Below are 18,207 nucleotides of genomic sequence, written 5' to 3'. Positions count from 1 at the left end.
GTGAGGCTTATGAATGTATTGGACACGTTGTTTCAAATCCTACGAAAAATCCGTGGCATCCTTTTATTGATTGTTCTCCTTGTATTCGCTCTATTTGCACTCGTTGCGGCTGGGGGCTATATCCTTTCCCTTTTCCAATGAAGGAGCTTTCCTATTTTTGAATAAAAAATACACCCCGTATGAATAAAACAAATAACGATAAGAGTGACTGTGAATCATTCCATCCACAACCAGTTAGATACACATCTAATTAGATTCTCAAAAAAAGAAGCCATGTCGTCACCTTTGGACGACGACCGGCCACATTTCCACAGGGTTCAATTCGTATTGGTTGTTTTCTCTGTACATGAACTGCTGCATGATCCATTCCCTTCTCACGGTCGCAAAATCATCGAAAAAGGTTTGGATATAGGCATTGACCTCTTTTTCGTCATACGTTTTTCCATGGTCAAACCATTGGACAAAATAAGACAGAATAACGTTTTTCTTTTTCCGTTGACTCGGCATCTGTTTCAGTTTCCCTTCAACGGTGATGAAGTTTTTAATGATTTTCGCCTGTTCTTTCTCCTCGACTTTCATTTCTTCAGCTACCACTCGTTCATCATCTCCAATCCTTAGAATAGCGGTCGTCATAAAATGAAGGTTCTGTTCATTCAAATAAAAATAGATCGTATTCTTATCTCTTCTCGAGTAAACCGCTCCCGTATCTTTCAGCTTCTTCAAGTGATGGGTAATCGTCGGCGGGCGTAGTCCGAGTTTCCCTGCAATCGCCTGTCCGTGCAGCGGTCCCTGCCTGAGCAGAGCGATGATCCGCAAGCGAGTCGGATCTCCCACCGCTTTATGAAACGCCACCATTTTTTCTAATTGCATATGTCCACCCCGCTAATTAAATGTGTATCTAATTAAACAATAGTCTAATTAGATGAATGTGTCAATGCGGTTTATATGAAGAAAAAGTAGCCCCCTTTAGGAAGATTCGTCTTCTTCCTAAAGAGGGCTACTTTTTAAAAACACAAAAAGCAATACAGGACGTCCTGCTATGTTATCCATGTATGAACTGAAACTTATGCATCTTCCACCACGATATAGGTCGCTTTCACCGGACCATGCACACCGACGATCAAATTCATTTCAATGTCCGCACTATTGCTCGGCCCTGTAATGAAGCTAACGCATGATGATACCGGGTGTCCCTTCTGCTCCTGTTCATGAATCACTCTCGCCGCCTGCGTCATTCTTGGTACAAGCGTACTTTTCGGAATGATGGCGATGAAGGTTTCCGGGAGAAGGCTGATGGACCGTCCATTCTGTTTGTCGTTGAAAAGGGTCACCGTTCCAGATTCTGAAAGCGTGATGTCACTGAAGACGATCCCGACACCGGCCTGTTCGGCAAAGGTGACGTCCCCCTCCTGTTCATTCCAGATGCGGAGGTCATAGCCTTCGTTCCCCAGCTCATCATAAATACCAGCCAAGCCATATTCATCCAACCGCGGTCCTCCTGCGCTGATGACTTTTTTTGAACCTTCAACGTTTGTGAGCACCTTTTGTAAACACTCACCAATAGATGCTAACGTTGTCCGCTCAAAGGAAGTATGAATGACGTCGCACTGGGCTTCCAACTTATCCATGAGTTTATCCTGAGTCGCGCCTTGGAAAACGCGGTCCTGCGGCTGGACGGAATACGAAGGGGGATCCACTTCTGTGCGCCGGTCCCGGCCGAGGTTTTCAGCCACGCGATCCAAAAATGATGTCCGGTTGTAAACGGTCATTCTTCTCCCCTCCTTTTTTCCCGTTGTTTGTACCATTCCCGGAAGTTCTTCTTCGCCGGGGCTGGAAAATCCCTGCTCTCGGTCCATCCTTTCAATGGTCCTGGCCCGTTTTCAATTTGTTCGTCTTTCGTCCACGGTTTCATCGCAGTCCGCGCCATTTTCGTACTCATTTTATAAGCAGCAGGCGTCGACGCCCACTTGGCGAATCCTTTCATCATCCATGCTTCAGACTTTTCTCCCATTTGTTCTCGCTCGACGATAATCTCACGGTGGCGGATCAAATGTTCATGAAGCGGAATTTTCACCGGACACGCTTCTGTGCAGGCGGCGCACAGGGTAGATGCGTAAGGCAGATCTTTATGGTCTTCGTACCCGTCAAGGAGAGGCGTCAAGACGGCCCCAATCGGACCCGGATAAATCGAGCCGTACGAGTGGCCGCCGACGTGTCGGTACACCGGACAGGCATTGATACAGGCCGCACAACGAATACAATGGAGCGCGGACTGAAATTCAGTCCCTAAAATTTTCGAACGCCCATTATCGACGATTACGAGGTGGAAATCATCCGGACCGTCTGTTTCGTCTTCCAGGCGCGTCCCTGTCAGTGCCGTGATGTAGCTCGTCAACTTTTGACCAACGGCTGCTCTCGTAAGTAAGCTGACTACGACTTCCAGCTCCTCCCACGTAGGGACGACACGCTCCATACCCATGACGGCAATGTGGGTATCAGGAAGAGCGGTCACCATGCGGGCGTTTCCTTCATTCGTCACAAGCGTAACCGCACCCGATTCAGCCACCGCGAAATTACATCCCGTCACACCAAGATCTGCATCCAGGAAATCTTTTCTCAGCTGTTCGCGGGCAAATGCGGCCAGTTCTTCAGGCTGATCGGTTTTTGTATAGCCCTTTTTATTCGCAAATGTTTCGCGGATTTGTTCTTTATTTTTATGGAGGGCGGGTGTGACGATATGGGACGGCGGATCTTCATCGAGCTGGAGGATCCATTCTCCCAAATCCGACTCCACGACTTCACATCCGCTTTGTTCCAGCGCTTCATTCAAACCGATTTCTTCGGTGACCATCGATTTTGATTTCACGACTTTTCGCGCCTGCTTCTTCTTGGCGACCTCTTGTATGTAAGCATTGGCTTCCTCAGCCGTTTCAGCAAAAAAGACCGTTCCGCCACGTTTTTCCACTTGTTCACTGAGCTGGTGCAAATAGTAGTCCAGGTTCTCCATCGTATGATGACGAATCTCTTCGCCAAGCGTCCGCCAATCTTCCCAATCTCCGAGTTCTTCAGCTGCCTTCAGACGGCCGGTTCGAAAGCGACCTTGAGCAGAAGAAACCGCCTTTCGCATAAAGCTGTTGTCGATCCCGGCCTGAATCCTTTCCGCATAAGGCTTATCCCCAATTCTAATCCCCATTTGACCTCTCCTTTTTTATTGACTGTTCAGCACTTGAGCGATATGCAGCACTTTGACGTCCTGGTTGTTCCGGCGCATGCAGCCCCCCATGTTCATGAGGCAGCCCATATCTCCACCAATCAGATACTCAGCGCCGGTTTCTTCGATATGCTGCGCTTTTTCCGCCACCATTTGACCAGACACCGCTGCGTTTTTTACAGCGAACGTTCCCCCGAATCCACAGCAATTTTCTTTCAACGGCAACTCAATCAAATTCAAGCCTTCTACGTTCTCAAGCAAAATTCTCGGCGCATCTTTCACTCCTAAGAGACGGGTCATATGACAGGACGGATGATAAGTAGCTGTTCCTTGGAACGTGGACTTCACATCCTTCACTTGCAAAACCTCGACCAAAAATTGCGTCAGTTCATACGTTTTATCCGCAACCGCTTGTGCCCGTTCGCTCCACTCCGGTTCATCCTTCAGGACATGGGGGTATTCCTTGATCATTTGCACACAAGAACCGGAGGGACCGACGATATATGGAGAATCTTCAAAAGCTTGGATCATCTGCTTCATCGCTTTCATCGACTCCCGTTTGTATCCACTATTGAATGCCGGTTGTCCGCAGCACGTCTGGGCCGCTGGAAAATCCACCTCACATCCGAACCGCTCAAGCAGTTGCACCGTGTCCTTCCCGACGTCTGGTGTGAACGTGTCGCAAAGACAGGTGATGAATAATGAAACTTTCATAAGGTTACGTCCTCCTTTTTACACATAAGGTCATCAGATGACTACTCATTTGAGAAAGGATACTGACAACAGAATCCTTCTTATAATAAATATTCAGCTAAATGTTCTTCCACGCTCTGCAAGTGACGGACCATAGCCTCTTTGGCTAAGGTTTCCTCCTGGTCTCTCACCGCATCCAGTATTTGTTTATGCTGCTCAAGCAGACGGTCTGTCCCTTCAGGAGTGTGCAAAAGTTTGCGGGTCTCCCTCATGGCCTGCATCATGATTTCTGAAACACTGTTCATCAGATTGATCAGAATCTGGTTTTGTGTCGCCTTGACAAGTGCGATATGGAATTCAAGGTCCGCCTTTTCGCCGAGTTCCCCGTTTCCTTTCGCTTTTTCCATATCCAGCAAAGCCTGTTCCATTGCTTTGAGATCACCGTCCTGCCTCGTACGGGTGGCTGTCCCAGCAGCTCCAACCTCCAAGATGTGCCTCACTTCCATCAAGTCCTTCATGTCGTCTTTTTTCATTAGAAAAGCGACCGAGACAGGTAAAGAAAAACGAGAAGGATCAAAGGCCTTCACATAGGTCCCCTCGCCTTGCCGCATTTCGAGGATGCCCATGGCTCTAAGCGCGCTTAACGCCTCACGAATCGCCGACCTTCCGACACTGAAACTGCCGGCCAGGCTCTCAACACTGTCCAGTTTGTCTCCCGGCTTCAATTCTCCTTTTTTCAATAAATCCAAAAGAGAGTCTGCCACTTGTTCGTATATTTTTTTCGTCCGGATCGGTTTATAATTCATGCTATTTCCTCCAAGATTTCGCTCATTTCTTCCTTTTATTCTAATCGATATCCATACCCTTTAAAAGTGAACGCCATGTCTAAGCAAAAAAGAGATAAACAAGAGCAGCGGTTCCGACAAGCAGGCCATACAACAAAGCCGGGCCAATCGTTTTTCTGATGATATCCCCTTCTTTCCCTGCGAGTCCTACGACTGCACCGGCAGCAACGACATTATGCACACAAATCATATTACCTGAGGATGAACCAAGGACCTGTAAAGACAGAACCGCATCTTTCGCCAGACCCGTTTCTTGAGCAATGCTGTACTGAACGGGTGAAAATGTCAGACTCGATACCGTTGCACTTCCTGTGATGAACGCTCCGAGTTGACCAAGGAAAGGAGCAACCATGACCCACATGGATCCGAAACCTGAGGCAAGCGTCTGGGCGATATACTGAGGCATACTCAATAAATCCTGCGCATTCATCCCTGAATTCGTGAACACCTGAACAAGAGCGAGAGTCGCCACTAACGCTAATGCCGCATCCTTCATGGATAAGACAGATTCTTTCGCCGCCTTCGTAAACCGGTCAAAAGACTTCCTCTGCACAACGACCGCCATCATGGCAGCAAAGACTAATACAGATCCAGGAGAATAGAGAACCTGCCAAGAGGAGGTAATCCCTTCGACACCTAAAATATCCGCCCATGAAAGATCAATCCAGGTCAAAGCGAAAGTTTTCACCGCTGGAACGATACGAGTCACAAGCAAAAGCAGGACAATGATGACATACGGTGACCACGCCGCCCACAAGCTCATAGAGACGGGTTCATCGGCACCTTTTGCCTCCTGAAGGGCTTCCTGCCAGGGTTCTTTAGGAAGCAGAAGGCCTTTTTTCGCCGTTACGGTTGCAATGAAGAGACCAGTCAAGGAAGCTAAAATCGCAACGAACTCATGACCGAAAAGACTAGCGTAAAGGAATGCGGACAATGTATAGGTGAAACCAATCATAAGTGTCCACGGAATCATTTGCGTGATATCTTTAAGCTTCCGCTCCTTCCCGAAGAAGACGGTTAAAATGACGACAAGAATGAGTGGAATAAAGCTTCCGGCAAACAGATCAAAGAAAGCGACTTGTACTCCGATTTCTTTATATAATGAGAGATCGGCACCTGGAACATTACTCAATCCGACCTGGATTGGTGTGCCGACAGCCCCGTAAGAAACGGCTGAACTGTCCGCGATAAGCGCAAGAGCTGCTGCCGCCAGTGGTGAGAATCCAAGAGCCACCATCAAAGGTCCTGTCACAGCAGCCGGAGTCCCGAACCCTGCCGCCCCTTCGATCAAGGCACCAAACAAGAAAGCCACGATGACAATCTGTACCCTCATATCTTTGGAGATGTTCCGGAACCCTTGATTGATCCGGTCCACCGCTCCCGTGTTTCTGAGCGTATTCAACAGCACAATGGCTCCGAATAAAATAAACAGGATGGTTAACGTCTTATGCGCTCCCTCCAGAATCGAGGCAGCAATCACCCTTTCCCCAACACCCCATACGAAGTAAGCAAGACCAATGACAATCAAAGCGCTATACAACATCCCTTTCTTCGCAGGCATCCGTAAAAGAACCAAAAAGATAAAAGGAGCAAGTATCGCACTTAAAGCTACAAACAAAATCATGTAAATCCTCTCCCGTCACACTATTTGTCAACGCTTTTAATCCATGTATACTAGTCAGGTCATCAGATGACCTGCTTTAATTATATTTTATACCTGGGATGAAGGATATACAATCGCTTTTTACAAACGTTCACAGAAAATACAAAACGGCCGGGACGGTGTTGGTTCGCTCCAATGATTTCATTGTAACCCCCTGTTTTAAGAGTTCAATCGAAGAGCCGCACCTCTTTTCCGTGCGGCTCTTCTCGTTCATTGATTTTTCATATATTCGAAGACTTTTACGTCGATCTTCCCTCGCTCCTGCTCGCGGCTTTCAAAGTTTTCCGTGTGTAAGTATGTCGTGAACGTATCGATCAATACATCCGGGGTTACGTTTTCTGAAGTGAGGTAACCGAGACGACGCAAATGACGCTCCACCTCTACCTTCACATCCCCATCCAAATCAACGACATCCTCCGGAAGCGTCTCGCCGAAGTAGAGCTTGTGAAGCTGATAGATGCGCCCAAGCTCTTCAATTGGTTCTGGATGATCATCGACACGGAGATCCACAGCGATGTCACTGAGTTCCCCGTACCCTGCTTTATCTTTCACGACGAGGATGGCTGCCGATTGTTTCCCCCGACTGTCGCCCCCGGCACGCTGAGCCGCCTGGATTGCTGTCATTAACCGATCGGCAAGAGGACCTTCCGCTCTTTCAAAAGCTTCTCCCATATCTGAAACGGTTTCTTCGTTCACCAGAATGTTCCCTTGGGCGGCATAGTGTTTGCCTACCTTCCCGCCTGCCCACTCATAGCAATCCTTCCCTGTAAACGTCGCTCCGTTTCCTTTCGCATCTACAACCCCTACTTGACGGTCTTCTTTTTGTGGGTCATCGGACGTTAAGCGCTCGATGACTTCCTCAGCTGACAGCCCTTGTTCTAAAAGACTCAGCCCGTCCGGTCCATACTTCGGATTAGCAAACGCCTGTGTAGCGATGGCTCCTACACCTGCTTTCGCCCAAGGCACAATAGATCCGACACCTAAGAACTTCGATTGCACAGCCACGCCCCATTCGCCTGTATCGGGGTCATGGGCACAAATAGAAAACGTAGCAATAACCTTTGATTTCATTTTCTTCCCTCCAATCTTGTATGTAATTCGAGATGTTTGGACAGATTCCTGCAAGAGGATGCTCCTTAAGAACGATTAGGAGTTCACTGAATCTATTCTAATTTTTAGTCGATAAATCTGCATATCAAGTGATCGATTCAGATTTCTATCGATACTTTCATATTTTGTTTGAAATCATTTTCGGCTTTTTGATAAACCTCAGCCCATCCACACGTTTTATGAACATCCACCCGGGTACACTCCATACCGTAGCAGCTATTAAAAGGGAGCGATCCAACTTGAAACCAACGATGGGAATTCCCCATACCATCTAAACAACAGGATATCAAAGGTAGGATCAGCAACCTCTGCACCAATCAGGGCGTTGATTGGCATACAGAACAGAAGAATACAAAGAAGATTTTGATGAAGGGAAAGTGCTCCTCGTAGGAATGAACCCTTCTGTATGTACACAAAAAGAGCGCACGGTATGTGCGCTCTTCTTTAATCAATAAGTGGTAAACCATGTCCATTTTTGCAAGTAATACGTGGCATAGCGAATGAAAGTCAGATTATCCTGATATTCTTTGTAATCCGCTGTGAAATGTCCGTTCTCATTGTTCCAAATGCGATTGAAATAGTCGTTGACGTCGGTAAACACTTGTTCTTCACCATTTCCTTTGATGACAACATCTGCTTCCAAGTTTAAATTGGCAAGGTTTCGCCGCGTGTAGTTGGCAGACCCCGCGATGATGACATCTTCCCCGGGATGGTCGATGTACAGCATTTTCGTGTGATACTGTTCGATATTGACGTCATACCAGCGCAGGTGAATATTCTCATTCCCAAGACGCTGCAACTCGGCCGCTACAGGTAAATTAGGGATGCCGGTCTTTTCATGACCAAACGCCTTCTTGTTCGGGTCCATCACGATGTTAACAGTCGCACCACGATTCGCCGCATCATCGAGCGAGCTCATGATTTTCTTATCAGCCAAATAGTACATCCCGAGCCAGACGGTGTCCCCTTCACCAGCAGCAGACAATTCATCAAGAATGGCTCGATAAATCTTCCCTTCCGTAACAAATTGAGCCGTCAGCGGGCCTTTCTGTTTCTCCCACGAACGATTTTCATATTCAGGAAAATCCGCTTCCCCAGAATAGTTCACGACCGCTTCTTCCGCCTCTAAAATATCCTTAATGATTGGTCCTGTCATCTTGAACGCTACATTTTCATGATACCCGCTGGCATCATGAGGGTTGGCTGTCGAGACGATCGCAGCGTTTTCGGTTACGAGAATTTTCCTATGGTTCGCCTTGATGTTCAACAGCTTCATGTAAGATCGGAGCGACACATCCGGAGCTTCTTTGGCTAGAGGATTCTTGATCCAACCGTTGTCTCCTGTGCCCATCCACGAAAATAACAGCCGCCAGACGCTCGAATATAACGGATTTGAATCCCTCAATTTATTCAAATTGGTCAATACGACATCAACCCCGCCGTCCTCCAGACGCTTGATTGTCTCGGACTCATAAGATCCGTAAACTGTATTGATCTGATCGGTTATAAAGACGACCTTCAGATCAGGGACTTCCTCTTTTCTTTTTAGTATGGCGTCCACTAAATTGCTGGAGATTTGAGGAAATTCGTTCTTTCCATTCGTGTAGCCATTGAATAAAAACATATCGGCAACAATGAAGTCCTCGGCTTCCGAAATCGTCTTGTTGATCTCTTCAAAAACCTGAAGATCATGAACCGTCTTTCCTGCCTCATTTTCGTATGTTAAATCACGATAGAATTCGATATTTTCCATCTCGTGCGTTTCGCCTTCGTAAGAAATCCCCTCAGGCAGTGATTTCCAAGACGTGTGGTAAGCAATCGTAACACTGAGAATAGCTATGATAATGACGATGATCCAAAACCACTTACTTTTCCAAATCCGTTTCAAACGACTCATCATGAAGCCTCCTTATATCGAGTGCTTATCTTATTTTCACTATAATGAACCGTTTCAAACCTGGATACGCGAAAAACATCAAATCATACGCATTTTTATCGACTATATGGAAGGATTTTGGAAGACTCAGATTCGAGATGTATTCGGGGTTCGTTGCTGAGTTGAGCGTCAGGGGTGGTTGGGAAGCTAATCGCTTTCCTTTGGTGATTAAGGCAAGCCAGCTAAAGCTCTGCGGGGTCTCGCCAGCCAATCCATTCCCGCGGGAGTCTCGCAGCTTCCCAACCACCCCATTTGATTATGGGAGAAACGAACCCCTATACCAGGATGGAACATCTTCTATCATAACAACCTATAGTAAGAAAGCGCTCGATAACTAGCGGTTACGATACGATGGAAGATTTGTGTTATAGCTCCCCATAAGCATAGAAAGCACCTAATTATGGAAGTGGTTTCGAGACACTTATCTGACAAAGGGGCGGAGGGGAATGGCGAGACTCCTGCGGGAAAAAAGTGCAGGGTGAGACCCCACAGGACGCAGTCCGAGGAGGCTCACCGCGCTCCCGCGGAAAGCGAGCTATTCCCCGCAGCCCCCATCCACTCAACAAAAGTCTCGAAACGGAGCCTTCAAGAATCGGGAGTGTTTATAGAATTTGAGGACAAAAGGATAATGAAAATCCCCCGCTCGATTTTGATATCGAGCGGGGGATGATTGTTAGTGGCTTAATAGTTTTGGTCGTTTGACAAAAAGGAGACTGACGACGATGCTGCTTAAGATAAACGCCGGGAGCATGTATCCGCCGTTATAGACGAGGGAATACAACCAGACCGGCTGTCCTTCTGGAGCGAACTCACCGTAGAACACGATGCCAGCAAAAAAGTGACCGAAAAAGCGCAGCACACTTCCAATCAGGCAGCCGACAATAATCCATCCGATCAACTGGCGGTACTTATTCGACTTGATCGCATTCCAAAGCGGTTTTGCTACTAGTCCGGCCGTTCCAATGACGGCAAAAGCAACAACATAATCCAGAAACGCCTGAAGAGGGGTCATAATATAGGCGCCTGTCATAATTTGATAGATTCCTAAAAGCAGGCCGGTCGTGATCCCGCCTTTCACTCCCCAGCGGAAGGCCATGATGAACACGGGGACCATGGCAAAGGATACCGATCCTCCCTGTGCCCATAGCTTAAATGAAAGAAACGGGATGATATCCAACAATAATGCGAGAGCTGAAAAAATCGCGATTTCTACTAGAAATAAAACGCCACGATTTCTCATAGTTACATTCCTCCTAAATTTAGACACAAAAAAAGCAACGCCAAATAGGGAAGCTTCCTGATGGAGGAATCCCGCTTTTGCATTGCACCATCAAAAAAGCCGCCATCCCTACGCCAGTATTAACTGACAGGTTCGAAGGGTCTGAATTAAACATTCACTCTCAGCCGGAAGGCTCCCCTTGAAGGCTTTATACCGTTTACTTTTCTTGATTTGTCTCTATTATAATAAACTTTTTACTCGATTACAAAACCTTTTCTATTTCCCGGGCAATCACTTCGTGTTCGTATACATTTGGAAGAATTCCAGGGTACGTTCGATGATCATATCTTTGTCATGGTCCAGTGTCGCCACGTGGTAACTGTTCTCCAGATGGATGATCTCTTTATGTTCAGAAAACACCGATTCAAAAATGACTTCTGAATTGTGGGGTGGCACGACATGGTCTTCATCGGATACGAATATCATGATCGGACAGTGAATTTCATCAAGCCGGTCTCTCACCTTTCCCATCAATGTGACGAGCTCGCCAATCGATTGTACCGGTGTGCGCTCATAGGCAAGTTCAACGGTCTCTGAATCTTTGATATCCGATCCGATCGCGTCTAAAAAGCGTTCGTCTGTTCCCTGGCTGTTTTCAAGTGCAGGAACATCGATCGCCGCATTGATCGGAATGACTCCATCAATATCCCTGTGTTCACTCGCCATATACAAAGCGAGCGTTCCTCCCATCGATAGACCGACGGCGAATATTTTTGAACATCTCTCACTTAACCAGTCATACGCTTGTTCCACGGACTGCACCCAGTCCAAATGAGAGGTTGACTCCATGTCTTCTGGAGTCGTTCCGTGTCCTTTCAAACGTGGACAATAGACAGTGTACCCGGCCCTTGCATACGCTTCTGCTAGAGGCTTCATGCTTTGTGTCGTTCCTGTAAAGCCGTGAGAGATGAGGATGCCGACTTCATTACCCTCGAAGCGCATCTCCTCGGCTCCACGCATCACGTTTTCCATTCAACCCCACTCCTTTCGATTTCTCTTTTCCAAGGATTGTTTGTAACACGGTTTTCTCCAGCCACTTCCATGGAAGCAGTCTTTTGAACCACACATTGGCACGTACGCCTGCACCGATCGGATAGCGGAGTTTCACAAGCGATTCTTTTTCCATCAATCCCACCATCAAATCAGACACATCCTGAGGATTTCCGTGGGTTTCTTTATTCAACGCACTCCACAACCCTTTTATGTAATCAGCGTAAGGAGAATCCGGATCTTCGAGCGCCTCCGGCATTTCAAGACCTGTGGACCAAATATTTGTCTGATAAGAGCCCGGTTCGATCAGGGCGACATCAATGCCGAACGGTTTCACTTCAAAACGGAGACTTTCCGACAACCCTTCCAAGGCGTGTTTGGAAGAAACATAGGCAGACAATCCCGGAAAACCGATCAATCCACTCACACTGCTCACATTCAGAATCTTCCCTCTCCCCTGGTTGCGCATGAACGGCAGCACCGCTTGGGTTACGGCGATTACACCGAAGACATTCGTCTCGAACTGTTTGCGATACGTTTCTAAGGGCACCTGTTCAAGGAATCCCCCGACAGCGTAACCGGCATTGTTGACGAGGATGTCCAATCGGTCCAACGTATTCACTTTTTCCGAAAAACGCTCAAGCGACTGGGCATCTGTCACATCCAAGGGCCATATTTCGATTCGCTTTTGTATCTCCTCCTCGAGCGCCTCATACACCGATGCCTTTTCTATATTTCTCATCGTTGCGATGACACGAAACCCTTTTTCTGCACATTTCACAGCTGTATGGAAACCAAAACCACTGGATGCTCCTGTAATAAGTACGGTTTGATTCATCTTCTGACTCCCCCTTGTGCTAATCGTTACCCCATAACCTTCGATGTCACACCCTTGATCTCCTCTTTCCATAAAAGCGTGGACGCATATTGTATGGTTTTCGTCATATTAATGGTAAAATGGGAGAGGTGATCGACCGAATAAAATTTATAGAAAGGAAGTTTCATATTTTATGAGTACGAACATGAAGCTTCAGACGCTTACCCCTTCTTATGACCCGTGGGAAGCGTATATGGATGTAGAAGAACACGGAAGCATGACCCTATCGAATATTGAATTTACGACGACGACCCTCTGCAACATGCGTTGTGAGCACTGTGCTGTCGGATATACGTTAGGAGCGAAGGACCCGGAGGCTCTGCCGATGGACCTGCTCAGAAAACGGCTGGATGAAATTCCTCATCTGAGGACGCTCAGCATCACGGGCGGGGAACCGATGATGTCGAAGAAGTCTGTGGAAAACTATGTGGTCCCTTTATTGAAATACGCCCATGAACGCGGCGTGAGGACACAAATCAACTCAAATTTGACGCTCCCTTATGAGCGTTACCTTCCGATTATTCCTTATTTGGACGTTTTACATATTTCCCACAACTGGGGAACGATCGAAGAATTCATCCATACCGGATTTGCCCGGATGGAACGGAAACCATCGGAAGAAAACCGAAAAAAATTCTTTGACCGGATGGTTGAAAATTCACAGCGTCTTTCAGAAGAAGGAGTCATGGTCTCCGCTGAAACGATGCTCAACAGACGCACGTTCCCTTACCTTGAATCGATTCATGATCATGTGAAAGAAATGAAATGTGCACGTCACGAAATTCACCCGATGTACCCGGTGGATTTTGCCAGCAGTTTGGAGACGTTAAGCCTTGACCAAATGCGTGAAGGGATCAACCGGCTTCTTGATCACCGGGATGATGACATGTGGATGTTGTTCGGCACACTGCCTTACTATCCATGCAGTTCCTCCAAGGACGACCTTGATATGCTGAAGCGCCTGTACAGCGAAAAGAATGTGACCGTAAGAAATGATCCCGACGGACGCTCCCGCTTGAACGTGAACATTTTCTCTGGCGACATTATCGTGACCGACTTCGGTGACGAGCCCGGGCTTGGCAACATCCAAGATACGAAACTACCCGATGCTTACGAGAACTGGCTCTCCACGAATACAGCGAAAAGCCTCAACTGCCATTGTCCAGCCGTGAAATGCCTCGGTCCGAATGTGCTTGTGAAAAACACGTACTATGAAGGCGTCGATTTCCAAAAAAGGAAAACGAACATTACGTTATAGAGCAGAAAGGAGGCCGCGATGCCAACCATAACGGTAAATGATCGAAAAATTGCCTATACAGTAGACAAACAAGAAGTCTCTTATATCAAAATATACCTCGACGATCTCAACGGAGTAAAAGTGACCGCTTCTCCTCAAAAAGACGAAGCCAAGGTCCATGCGTTTGTCGAGAAAAAAGCGGATTGGATTATTGAAAAATGGCAGCAGACGCACCAGGATTTGTACGCGGTCGATGCCCTAATCGCTTCTGAAAGTGAGAAAATCACATACCTTGGCCGCTCGTACCGGCTGAAGATTGAACATCAAGAAGAAGCCCACTTCGCTTTTCAAAAAGGGACCTTCCTTTTCGCTTATCCAGAAAACTGGACAAAGGAAGATGCGAACGAACAGCTCAGAATACGAATAAACCAATGGCTGTTCCGTAAAGCGGAGGAGAAATTCCCCACGCTCTCCGAGTGGGAAGTCAAAGCCCAGGAAGACGACCGGAGGCTTGGAGTCAAAGACCAGGAACGGATTCATCTCAACTGGCGGCTCGTTCAGCGGTCAAAACAAAAGATCCTGGAGTCCATCCAAGATCTTCATAATGAAAAAACATGTTAAACAAAAGACCCAACAGGCGATGAACCTGTTGGGTCTTTTTTATATGAATAAGAGTAGACTCAGCGCCATGACGGCCATTCCAGCAACAACACCGTAAATCGAAAGGTGCGCTTCTCCGTATCTTCGTGATGCAGGAAGCAATTCATCCAGTGAAATGAACACCATGATCCCTGCCACCCCTGCAAAGAGAATACCGAACACCATGTCGTTCAAGAACGGCATCAACAAGAGATAGGCGAGGACGGCACCGACGGGTTCAGACAATCCGCTCAGGAAAGAGAGTTTGAACGCTTTTTTCTTATCTCCGGTCGCATAGTACACCGGAACGGATACGGCAATCCCCTCAGGAATGTTATGAATCGCAATCGCTGCAGCAATAGCGATTCCAAGCGCCGGGTCATTCAAAGCAGCCGTGAACGTCGCAATTCCTTCAGGGAAGTTGTGGATCGCAATGGCGAGAGCTGTGAACGTTCCCATCTTGAGTAGATCAGGATCTTTCACGGCTGTCTCACGCTTAGACATGTCCTCTACTTTTTTCACTTCGTGAGGGTTTCCGGACTTCGGAATAAATTTATCAATGAGTGCAATGACGATCATCCCTCCGAAGAAGGCTCCGACTGTCATCCACTGGCCGGCTTCGTTCCCCATGGCATCGACAAGGGAATCCTGTGCTTTGAAAAAGATCTCCACCATCGATACGTAGATCATGACCCCTGCCGAAAATCCGAGCGCAAGGGAAAGGAATTTCGTGTTCGTGGTCTTCGCAAAAAAGGCGATCAAACTTCCTACGCCTGTGGCTAATCCGGCAAGTAAAGTCAGACCGAAAGCCAATAACAAGTTTTCCATTGTACCTCTCCTTCAGTTCGAACATTTTCTCTATGCACATTGTAACGAAGGACTTTCCTAGGAGCAACTTTTTTTATTTCAGTTATATTTTATGAGCCCATAAAATAACTGCTACACGTTTTCCCCATTTTTATATTCTTGTACAGGACCTCACTTGCATCCTTTAACCTTTTTATTCCAAACAAAAACCACCCTCCGAATGGAAGAGTGGTTCGTTATGGCAAATATTGAAAATGCGCCTCCACCCGTGCGACCGTTTCAAGCGTTCCGGGTTCAATCGGTGTAGCCGTTGCGCCAAGGACGTCAGCTTTTTGATAACTTTGCATCGGCACCGCAGACGTCGTACCTAACTCAATGATCTTGACAGGGGTTTGATCAAGGGTCAAGCCCATCGTATTAGCGATCGTCTGTGCATTCGCCAGTGCATTCCCGAGAGCGATCCTTAACGCCTCTTGGTACGCTTGATAAGGGTTGCTCACCGAGAAGGCAATATTCGAGATCCGGTTCGCTCCGCTCGCCACGGCTGTGTCGATGATCACTCCCGTTTGACTCACGTCGTCAATCGTCACTTTCAATGTATGCGTCACCTGGTATCCACGAAACTCCTGCTTGCCATCGACATAATCGTACTCAGGAAAAATGAAATAGTCCGCAGTCTGAATGTTTTCTTCAGGAACGCCGGCAGCGACCAACTGATCCCGCACATTTTCTGTGGTCTGAGCATTTTCCTGCTGCGCTTTTTCTAAATTCTCATCTTGTGTAACGACTCCGATGTTCACATGGGCGACATCAGGACTCACTTGAACTTTCCCGGTTCCATTGACTTTAAGCTGTCTGGTTTCCCCGTCTCTTCCTACCTGTCTCATACCAGTGTAATACAGAACGCACCGCCTCCTTTTGCTCTTATACTTATCATCATCAGTCATGAATTTTCTGCCGATTCTGCAAGCAAATTAGGAAAGAATCCAACTCTTATTAATAGATGAAGCATCGACCAGAAATATGTCTATTCGTGAGATAAGCCCATTTCCCCATACTTTTATTTCCATTTTTAGAATAGATAGTAAGTGTGGGGGTGGCGATGGTGCAGGGAATGAATGAAGAATACGGGCAAGAATATAAGTCCTATATTTTCGAAGGGTTGCCGAATTACGGAAGAAAAAAACGGGTTCTCATTTTGGGTGCGGGCATGGCGGGCCTTGTTGCGGGCTCCCTATTAAAGAAAGCCGGGCATGACGTCGTTATTTTAGAAGGAAACGATCGTGTTGGAGGAAGAGTCCATACGATCCGGGAGCCTTTTTCAAACGGAAATTACATAGACGCAGGCGCGATGAGAATTCCAAAAGATCACCTGTACACCCAAACCTACATTCAAAAGTTTGGCTTATCGACGAATCCATTTACGAACACCAACCCAAATGACCTGATGATGATGAATGGACAGAAAGTGTTCCGGTCTCAATATGAACAAGATCCTGAACTCCTGCAATTCCATCTCCTCCCCCACGAACGGGGAAAAACTGCCAAACAATTATTTCTTGATGCTGTCCAGCCATTTTTAGATCTTTATCAAAAAAGCTCGGACGAAGAGAAAAAGAAACTGGAGGATCAATTTTCTAACTTTTCCATGGGGGAATACTTAAGAAATAACCCATATGGCCCCTCGATGTCTAACAATGCTGTACGCATGATCAAAGTCGTCCTTGGAATCGAAGGTTTTCCCGAATTTTCTTTTCTGGATATCTTAACTGATATCACCTTCCCGATTTTCAAAGGCCAAACAGAGTTCATTGAAATTCAGGGTGGCAATGACCGGCTTCCTAATGCCTTTTTGCATGAATTAATCGACAATCTTTACTTTGAACAAAAGGTGACGAAGATCGTCCATAACCATAATCGTGTCTCGGTCTATACCGAGGATCAGCGTTTTTCGAAACCTTCATGCTGGAGTGGTGATTTTTTACTGACGACGATCCCTTTCAGCGCTTTTCAATTCATTGAAGTCTTCCCGCACGGCTGTTTATCCCAAAAGAAATGGCAAGCGATACGAGAGGTCATCAACGTACCCGCCGTCAAAATCGGCATCGAATTCAAGTCACGTTTTTGGGAACGGTATCCGGTCGGGCACATCGTCTCTGACTTACCGATCCGCTTTGCTTACCAGGTGAGTCATCACCAGGGCATGGCAGGACCAGGGATTTTGCTTGCGAGTTACACTTGGGGGCAAAACGCCCTTCTGTTCAACAGTCTCAGTAAAGAGGAAGCGACGAAACAGGTGCTGCAGGATCTCTCACGCGTGTACGGAAACGTTGTGTTTGAGGAATACATGCAGAGCGTCGTTTACAACTGGAGCCAAAACCCATTTTCAGCCGGATGCTTCACCTTGTTTACCCCGGGACAGAGCCGTGATCTCAAAGAAGTGATGCCGCTGCCAGAAGGTCGGATCCACTTTGCCGGAGAACAAACCTCATCTTACCACGGCTGGATCGAAGGAGCCGTGGAATCCGGCATCCGCGCTGCGAAAGAGATCAATGAACGTTGATGGCTGGGGCCAGGCACTTTCTTTCACCATAGGGAGGTTCCAGGTACGGTCATCATTTTTGGTGTACCTGGAACCGTAGTCGATCGTTCGGTACCTGGTACGACAATACAAAGGGCTGTACCTGGTACCAACAAAAGCAACAGCGGTGCCAGACTTGCCGTTAACACGTTCACAATTAGAAAGGTTCCAGGTACGTAGGTCATTTTTGTCGTACCTGGAACCGTAGTCGACCGTTCGGTACCTGGTACGACAATACAAAGGATTGTACCTGGTACCAACAAAAGCAACAGCGGTGCCAGACTTGCTGTTAACACGTTCACAATAACCAACAAAAAAATCCCTTTCCACGATTCAATG

At 47.1% G+C, this 18,207-nt stretch carries 19 protein-coding genes and 1 riboswitch; of the genes, 5 read left to right on the top strand and 14 right to left on the bottom strand.

The genetic code is table 11. The annotated features are described in order from the left end of the window. Positions 1 to 9: 9 nt before the first annotated feature. Positions 10 to 141, top strand: coding sequence for a hypothetical protein (locus ACXACN_RS02885; RefSeq protein WP_474962176.1), 132 nt, complete (start codon positions 10 to 12; stop codon positions 139 to 141). Positions 142 to 279: 138 nt separating this feature from the next. Here ACXACN_RS02885 and ACXACN_RS02880 read toward each other — a convergent pair whose 3' ends face one another. From ACXACN_RS02880 to ACXACN_RS02850, 7 genes are all read right to left on the bottom strand, one after another. Then, complete coding sequence (locus ACXACN_RS02880; protein WP_474962174.1) at positions 280 to 870, bottom strand: DUF2087 domain-containing protein; 591 nt, start codon at positions 868 to 870, stop codon at positions 280 to 282. Positions 871 to 1,064: 194 nt separating this feature from the next. Next, positions 1,065 to 1,769, bottom strand: a complete 705-nt coding sequence (locus tag ACXACN_RS02875) for a LutC/YkgG family protein (RefSeq protein WP_474962173.1) — start codon at positions 1,767 to 1,769, stop codon at positions 1,065 to 1,067. Next, positions 1,766 to 3,193: a LutB/LldF family L-lactate oxidation iron-sulfur protein gene (locus ACXACN_RS02870; RefSeq protein WP_474962171.1), complete on the bottom strand. Its 1,428-nt coding sequence runs from the start codon at positions 3,191 to 3,193 to the stop codon at positions 1,766 to 1,768. The genes ACXACN_RS02875 and ACXACN_RS02870 overlap by 4 nt, the downstream gene beginning before the upstream one ends. A gap of 15 nt (positions 3,194 to 3,208) precedes the next feature. Continuing rightward, positions 3,209 to 3,925 carry a (Fe-S)-binding protein gene (locus ACXACN_RS02865; protein ID WP_474962169.1) on the bottom strand — a complete coding sequence of 239 codons (717 nt, stop codon included), beginning with the start codon at positions 3,923 to 3,925 and terminating at the stop codon, positions 3,209 to 3,211. A gap of 80 nt (positions 3,926 to 4,005) precedes the next feature. Next, positions 4,006 to 4,710: a FadR/GntR family transcriptional regulator gene (locus tag ACXACN_RS02860; RefSeq protein WP_474962167.1), complete on the bottom strand. Its 705-nt coding sequence runs from the start codon at positions 4,708 to 4,710 to the stop codon at positions 4,006 to 4,008. A 79-nt stretch (positions 4,711 to 4,789) separates the two neighbouring features. Further along, the gene (locus ACXACN_RS02855; protein WP_474962165.1) at positions 4,790 to 6,373 is read right to left on the bottom strand and encodes an L-lactate permease; all 1,584 of its coding nucleotides are present in this window, start codon (positions 6,371 to 6,373) and stop codon (positions 4,790 to 4,792) included. A gap of 249 nt (positions 6,374 to 6,622) precedes the next feature. After that, the gene (locus ACXACN_RS02850) at positions 6,623 to 7,483 is read right to left on the bottom strand and encodes a DUF1028 domain-containing protein (RefSeq protein WP_474962163.1); all 861 of its coding nucleotides are present in this window, start codon (positions 7,481 to 7,483) and stop codon (positions 6,623 to 6,625) included. A gap of 368 nt (positions 7,484 to 7,851) precedes the next feature. Between ACXACN_RS02850 and ACXACN_RS02845 the strand changes: the two genes are divergently transcribed. Beyond that, positions 7,852 to 7,977 (top strand): hypothetical protein, encoded by a 126-nt coding sequence (locus ACXACN_RS02845; protein ID WP_474962161.1) that lies wholly within the window; start codon positions 7,852 to 7,854, stop codon positions 7,975 to 7,977. Here ACXACN_RS02845 and ACXACN_RS02840 read toward each other — a convergent pair. The 4 genes from ACXACN_RS02840 to ACXACN_RS02825 all read right to left on the bottom strand — a co-directional run bounded on the left by ACXACN_RS02840 (position 7,971) and on the right by ACXACN_RS02825 (position 12,565). Further along, positions 7,971 to 9,419 (bottom strand): phospholipase D family protein, encoded by a 1,449-nt coding sequence (locus tag ACXACN_RS02840; protein WP_474962160.1) that lies wholly within the window; start codon positions 9,417 to 9,419, stop codon positions 7,971 to 7,973. The genes ACXACN_RS02845 and ACXACN_RS02840 overlap by 7 nt on opposite strands. Positions 9,420 to 10,131: 712 nt before the next feature. Next, the gene (gene thiT / locus ACXACN_RS02835; RefSeq protein ID WP_474962158.1) at positions 10,132 to 10,698 is read right to left on the bottom strand and encodes an energy-coupled thiamine transporter ThiT; all 567 of its coding nucleotides are present in this window, start codon (positions 10,696 to 10,698) and stop codon (positions 10,132 to 10,134) included. 88 nt (positions 10,699 to 10,786) lie between these two features. After that, a riboswitch (TPP riboswitch) is annotated at positions 10,787 to 10,887 on the bottom strand. Between the two features lie 81 nt (positions 10,888 to 10,968). Further along, entirely contained in the window at positions 10,969 to 11,709 is a 741-nt protein-coding gene (locus ACXACN_RS02830) for an alpha/beta hydrolase (protein WP_474962156.1), read from the bottom strand. Then, positions 11,663 to 12,565, bottom strand: coding sequence for an SDR family oxidoreductase (locus tag ACXACN_RS02825; protein WP_474962154.1), 903 nt, complete (start codon positions 12,563 to 12,565; stop codon positions 11,663 to 11,665). Before ACXACN_RS02825 ends, ACXACN_RS02830 begins: the two co-directional genes overlap by 47 nt. Positions 12,566 to 12,737: 172 nt before the next feature. On the opposite strand from ACXACN_RS02825, the gene yfkAB reads away from it, so the two are divergent. Beyond that, positions 12,738 to 13,862, top strand: a complete 1,125-nt coding sequence (yfkAB, locus tag ACXACN_RS02820; RefSeq protein WP_474962152.1) for a radical SAM/CxCxxxxC motif protein YfkAB — start codon at positions 12,738 to 12,740, stop codon at positions 13,860 to 13,862. Positions 13,863 to 13,880: 18 nt separating this feature from the next. Beyond that, complete coding sequence (locus ACXACN_RS02815) at positions 13,881 to 14,462, top strand: YgjP-like metallopeptidase domain-containing protein (protein ID WP_474962151.1); 582 nt, start codon at positions 13,881 to 13,883, stop codon at positions 14,460 to 14,462. A gap of 39 nt (positions 14,463 to 14,501) precedes the next feature. Here ACXACN_RS02815 and zupT read toward each other — a convergent pair whose 3' ends face one another. Together zupT and ACXACN_RS02805 are read right to left on the bottom strand one after the other, a co-directional pair. Beyond that, positions 14,502 to 15,308 (bottom strand): zinc transporter ZupT, encoded by an 807-nt coding sequence (gene zupT / locus ACXACN_RS02810; RefSeq protein ID WP_474962149.1) that lies wholly within the window; start codon positions 15,306 to 15,308, stop codon positions 14,502 to 14,504. A 215-nt stretch (positions 15,309 to 15,523) separates the two neighbouring features. Further along, the gene (locus tag ACXACN_RS02805) at positions 15,524 to 16,234 is read right to left on the bottom strand and encodes an SIMPL domain-containing protein (protein ID WP_474962147.1); all 711 of its coding nucleotides are present in this window, start codon (positions 16,232 to 16,234) and stop codon (positions 15,524 to 15,526) included. A 155-nt stretch (positions 16,235 to 16,389) separates the two neighbouring features. Between ACXACN_RS02805 and ACXACN_RS02800 the strand changes: the two genes are divergently transcribed. Continuing rightward, positions 16,390 to 17,850 carry a flavin monoamine oxidase family protein gene (locus tag ACXACN_RS02800; protein WP_474962145.1) on the top strand — a complete coding sequence of 487 codons (1,461 nt, stop codon included), beginning with the start codon at positions 16,390 to 16,392 and terminating at the stop codon, positions 17,848 to 17,850. 23 nt (positions 17,851 to 17,873) lie between these two features. On the opposite strand, the gene ACXACN_RS02795 is transcribed toward ACXACN_RS02800, so the two are convergent. Then, positions 17,874 to 18,179, bottom strand: a complete 306-nt coding sequence (locus ACXACN_RS02795; RefSeq protein ID WP_474962143.1) for a hypothetical protein — start codon at positions 18,177 to 18,179, stop codon at positions 17,874 to 17,876. Positions 18,180 to 18,207: the final 28 nt, after the last annotated feature.

The sequence above is a fragment of the Halobacillus sp. AWM4_238 genome (genome assembly GCF_056158265.1).
The sequence above is the reverse complement of the archived record's forward strand: the minus strand, read 5'-3'. Positions and strand labels throughout refer to the sequence as shown.

What these genes read in the sequence shown, in the direction of transcription:
- ACXACN_RS02885 (WP_474962176.1), top strand. Translation starts at nt 10, where the DNA reads ATGAATGTATTGGACACGTTGTTTCAAATCCTACGAAAAATCCGTGGC.
- ACXACN_RS02880 (WP_474962174.1), bottom strand. Translation starts at nt 870, where the DNA reads ATGCAATTAGAAAAAATGGTGGCGTTTCATAAAGCGGTGGGAGATCCG.
- ACXACN_RS02875 (WP_474962173.1), bottom strand. Translation starts at nt 1,769, where the DNA reads ATGACCGTTTACAACCGGACATCATTTTTGGATCGCGTGGCTGAAAAC.
- ACXACN_RS02870 (WP_474962171.1), bottom strand. Translation starts at nt 3,193, where the DNA reads ATGGGGATTAGAATTGGGGATAAGCCTTATGCGGAAAGGATTCAGGCC.
- ACXACN_RS02865 (WP_474962169.1), bottom strand. Translation starts at nt 3,925, where the DNA reads ATGAAAGTTTCATTATTCATCACCTGTCTTTGCGACACGTTCACACCA.
- ACXACN_RS02860 (WP_474962167.1), bottom strand. Translation starts at nt 4,710, where the DNA reads ATGAATTATAAACCGATCCGGACGAAAAAAATATACGAACAAGTGGCA.
- ACXACN_RS02855 (WP_474962165.1), bottom strand. Translation starts at nt 6,373, where the DNA reads ATGATTTTGTTTGTAGCTTTAAGTGCGATACTTGCTCCTTTTATCTTT.
- ACXACN_RS02850 (WP_474962163.1), bottom strand. Translation starts at nt 7,483, where the DNA reads ATGAAATCAAAGGTTATTGCTACGTTTTCTATTTGTGCCCATGACCCC.
- ACXACN_RS02840 (WP_474962160.1), bottom strand. Translation starts at nt 9,419, where the DNA reads ATGAGTCGTTTGAAACGGATTTGGAAAAGTAAGTGGTTTTGGATCATC.
- thiT (WP_474962158.1), bottom strand. Translation starts at nt 10,698, where the DNA reads ATGAGAAATCGTGGCGTTTTATTTCTAGTAGAAATCGCGATTTTTTCA.
- ACXACN_RS02830 (WP_474962156.1), bottom strand. Translation starts at nt 11,709, where the DNA reads ATGGAAAACGTGATGCGTGGAGCCGAGGAGATGCGCTTCGAGGGTAAT.
- ACXACN_RS02825 (WP_474962154.1), bottom strand. Translation starts at nt 12,565, where the DNA reads ATGAATCAAACCGTACTTATTACAGGAGCATCCAGTGGTTTTGGTTTC.
- yfkAB (WP_474962152.1), top strand. Translation starts at nt 12,738, where the DNA reads ATGAGTACGAACATGAAGCTTCAGACGCTTACCCCTTCTTATGACCCG.
- ACXACN_RS02815 (WP_474962151.1), top strand. Translation starts at nt 13,881, where the DNA reads ATGCCAACCATAACGGTAAATGATCGAAAAATTGCCTATACAGTAGAC.
- zupT (WP_474962149.1), bottom strand. Translation starts at nt 15,308, where the DNA reads ATGGAAAACTTGTTATTGGCTTTCGGTCTGACTTTACTTGCCGGATTA.
- ACXACN_RS02805 (WP_474962147.1), bottom strand. Translation starts at nt 16,234, where the DNA reads ATGACTGATGATGATAAGTATAAGAGCAAAAGGAGGCGGTGCGTTCTG.
- ACXACN_RS02800 (WP_474962145.1), top strand. Translation starts at nt 16,390, where the DNA reads ATGGTGCAGGGAATGAATGAAGAATACGGGCAAGAATATAAGTCCTAT.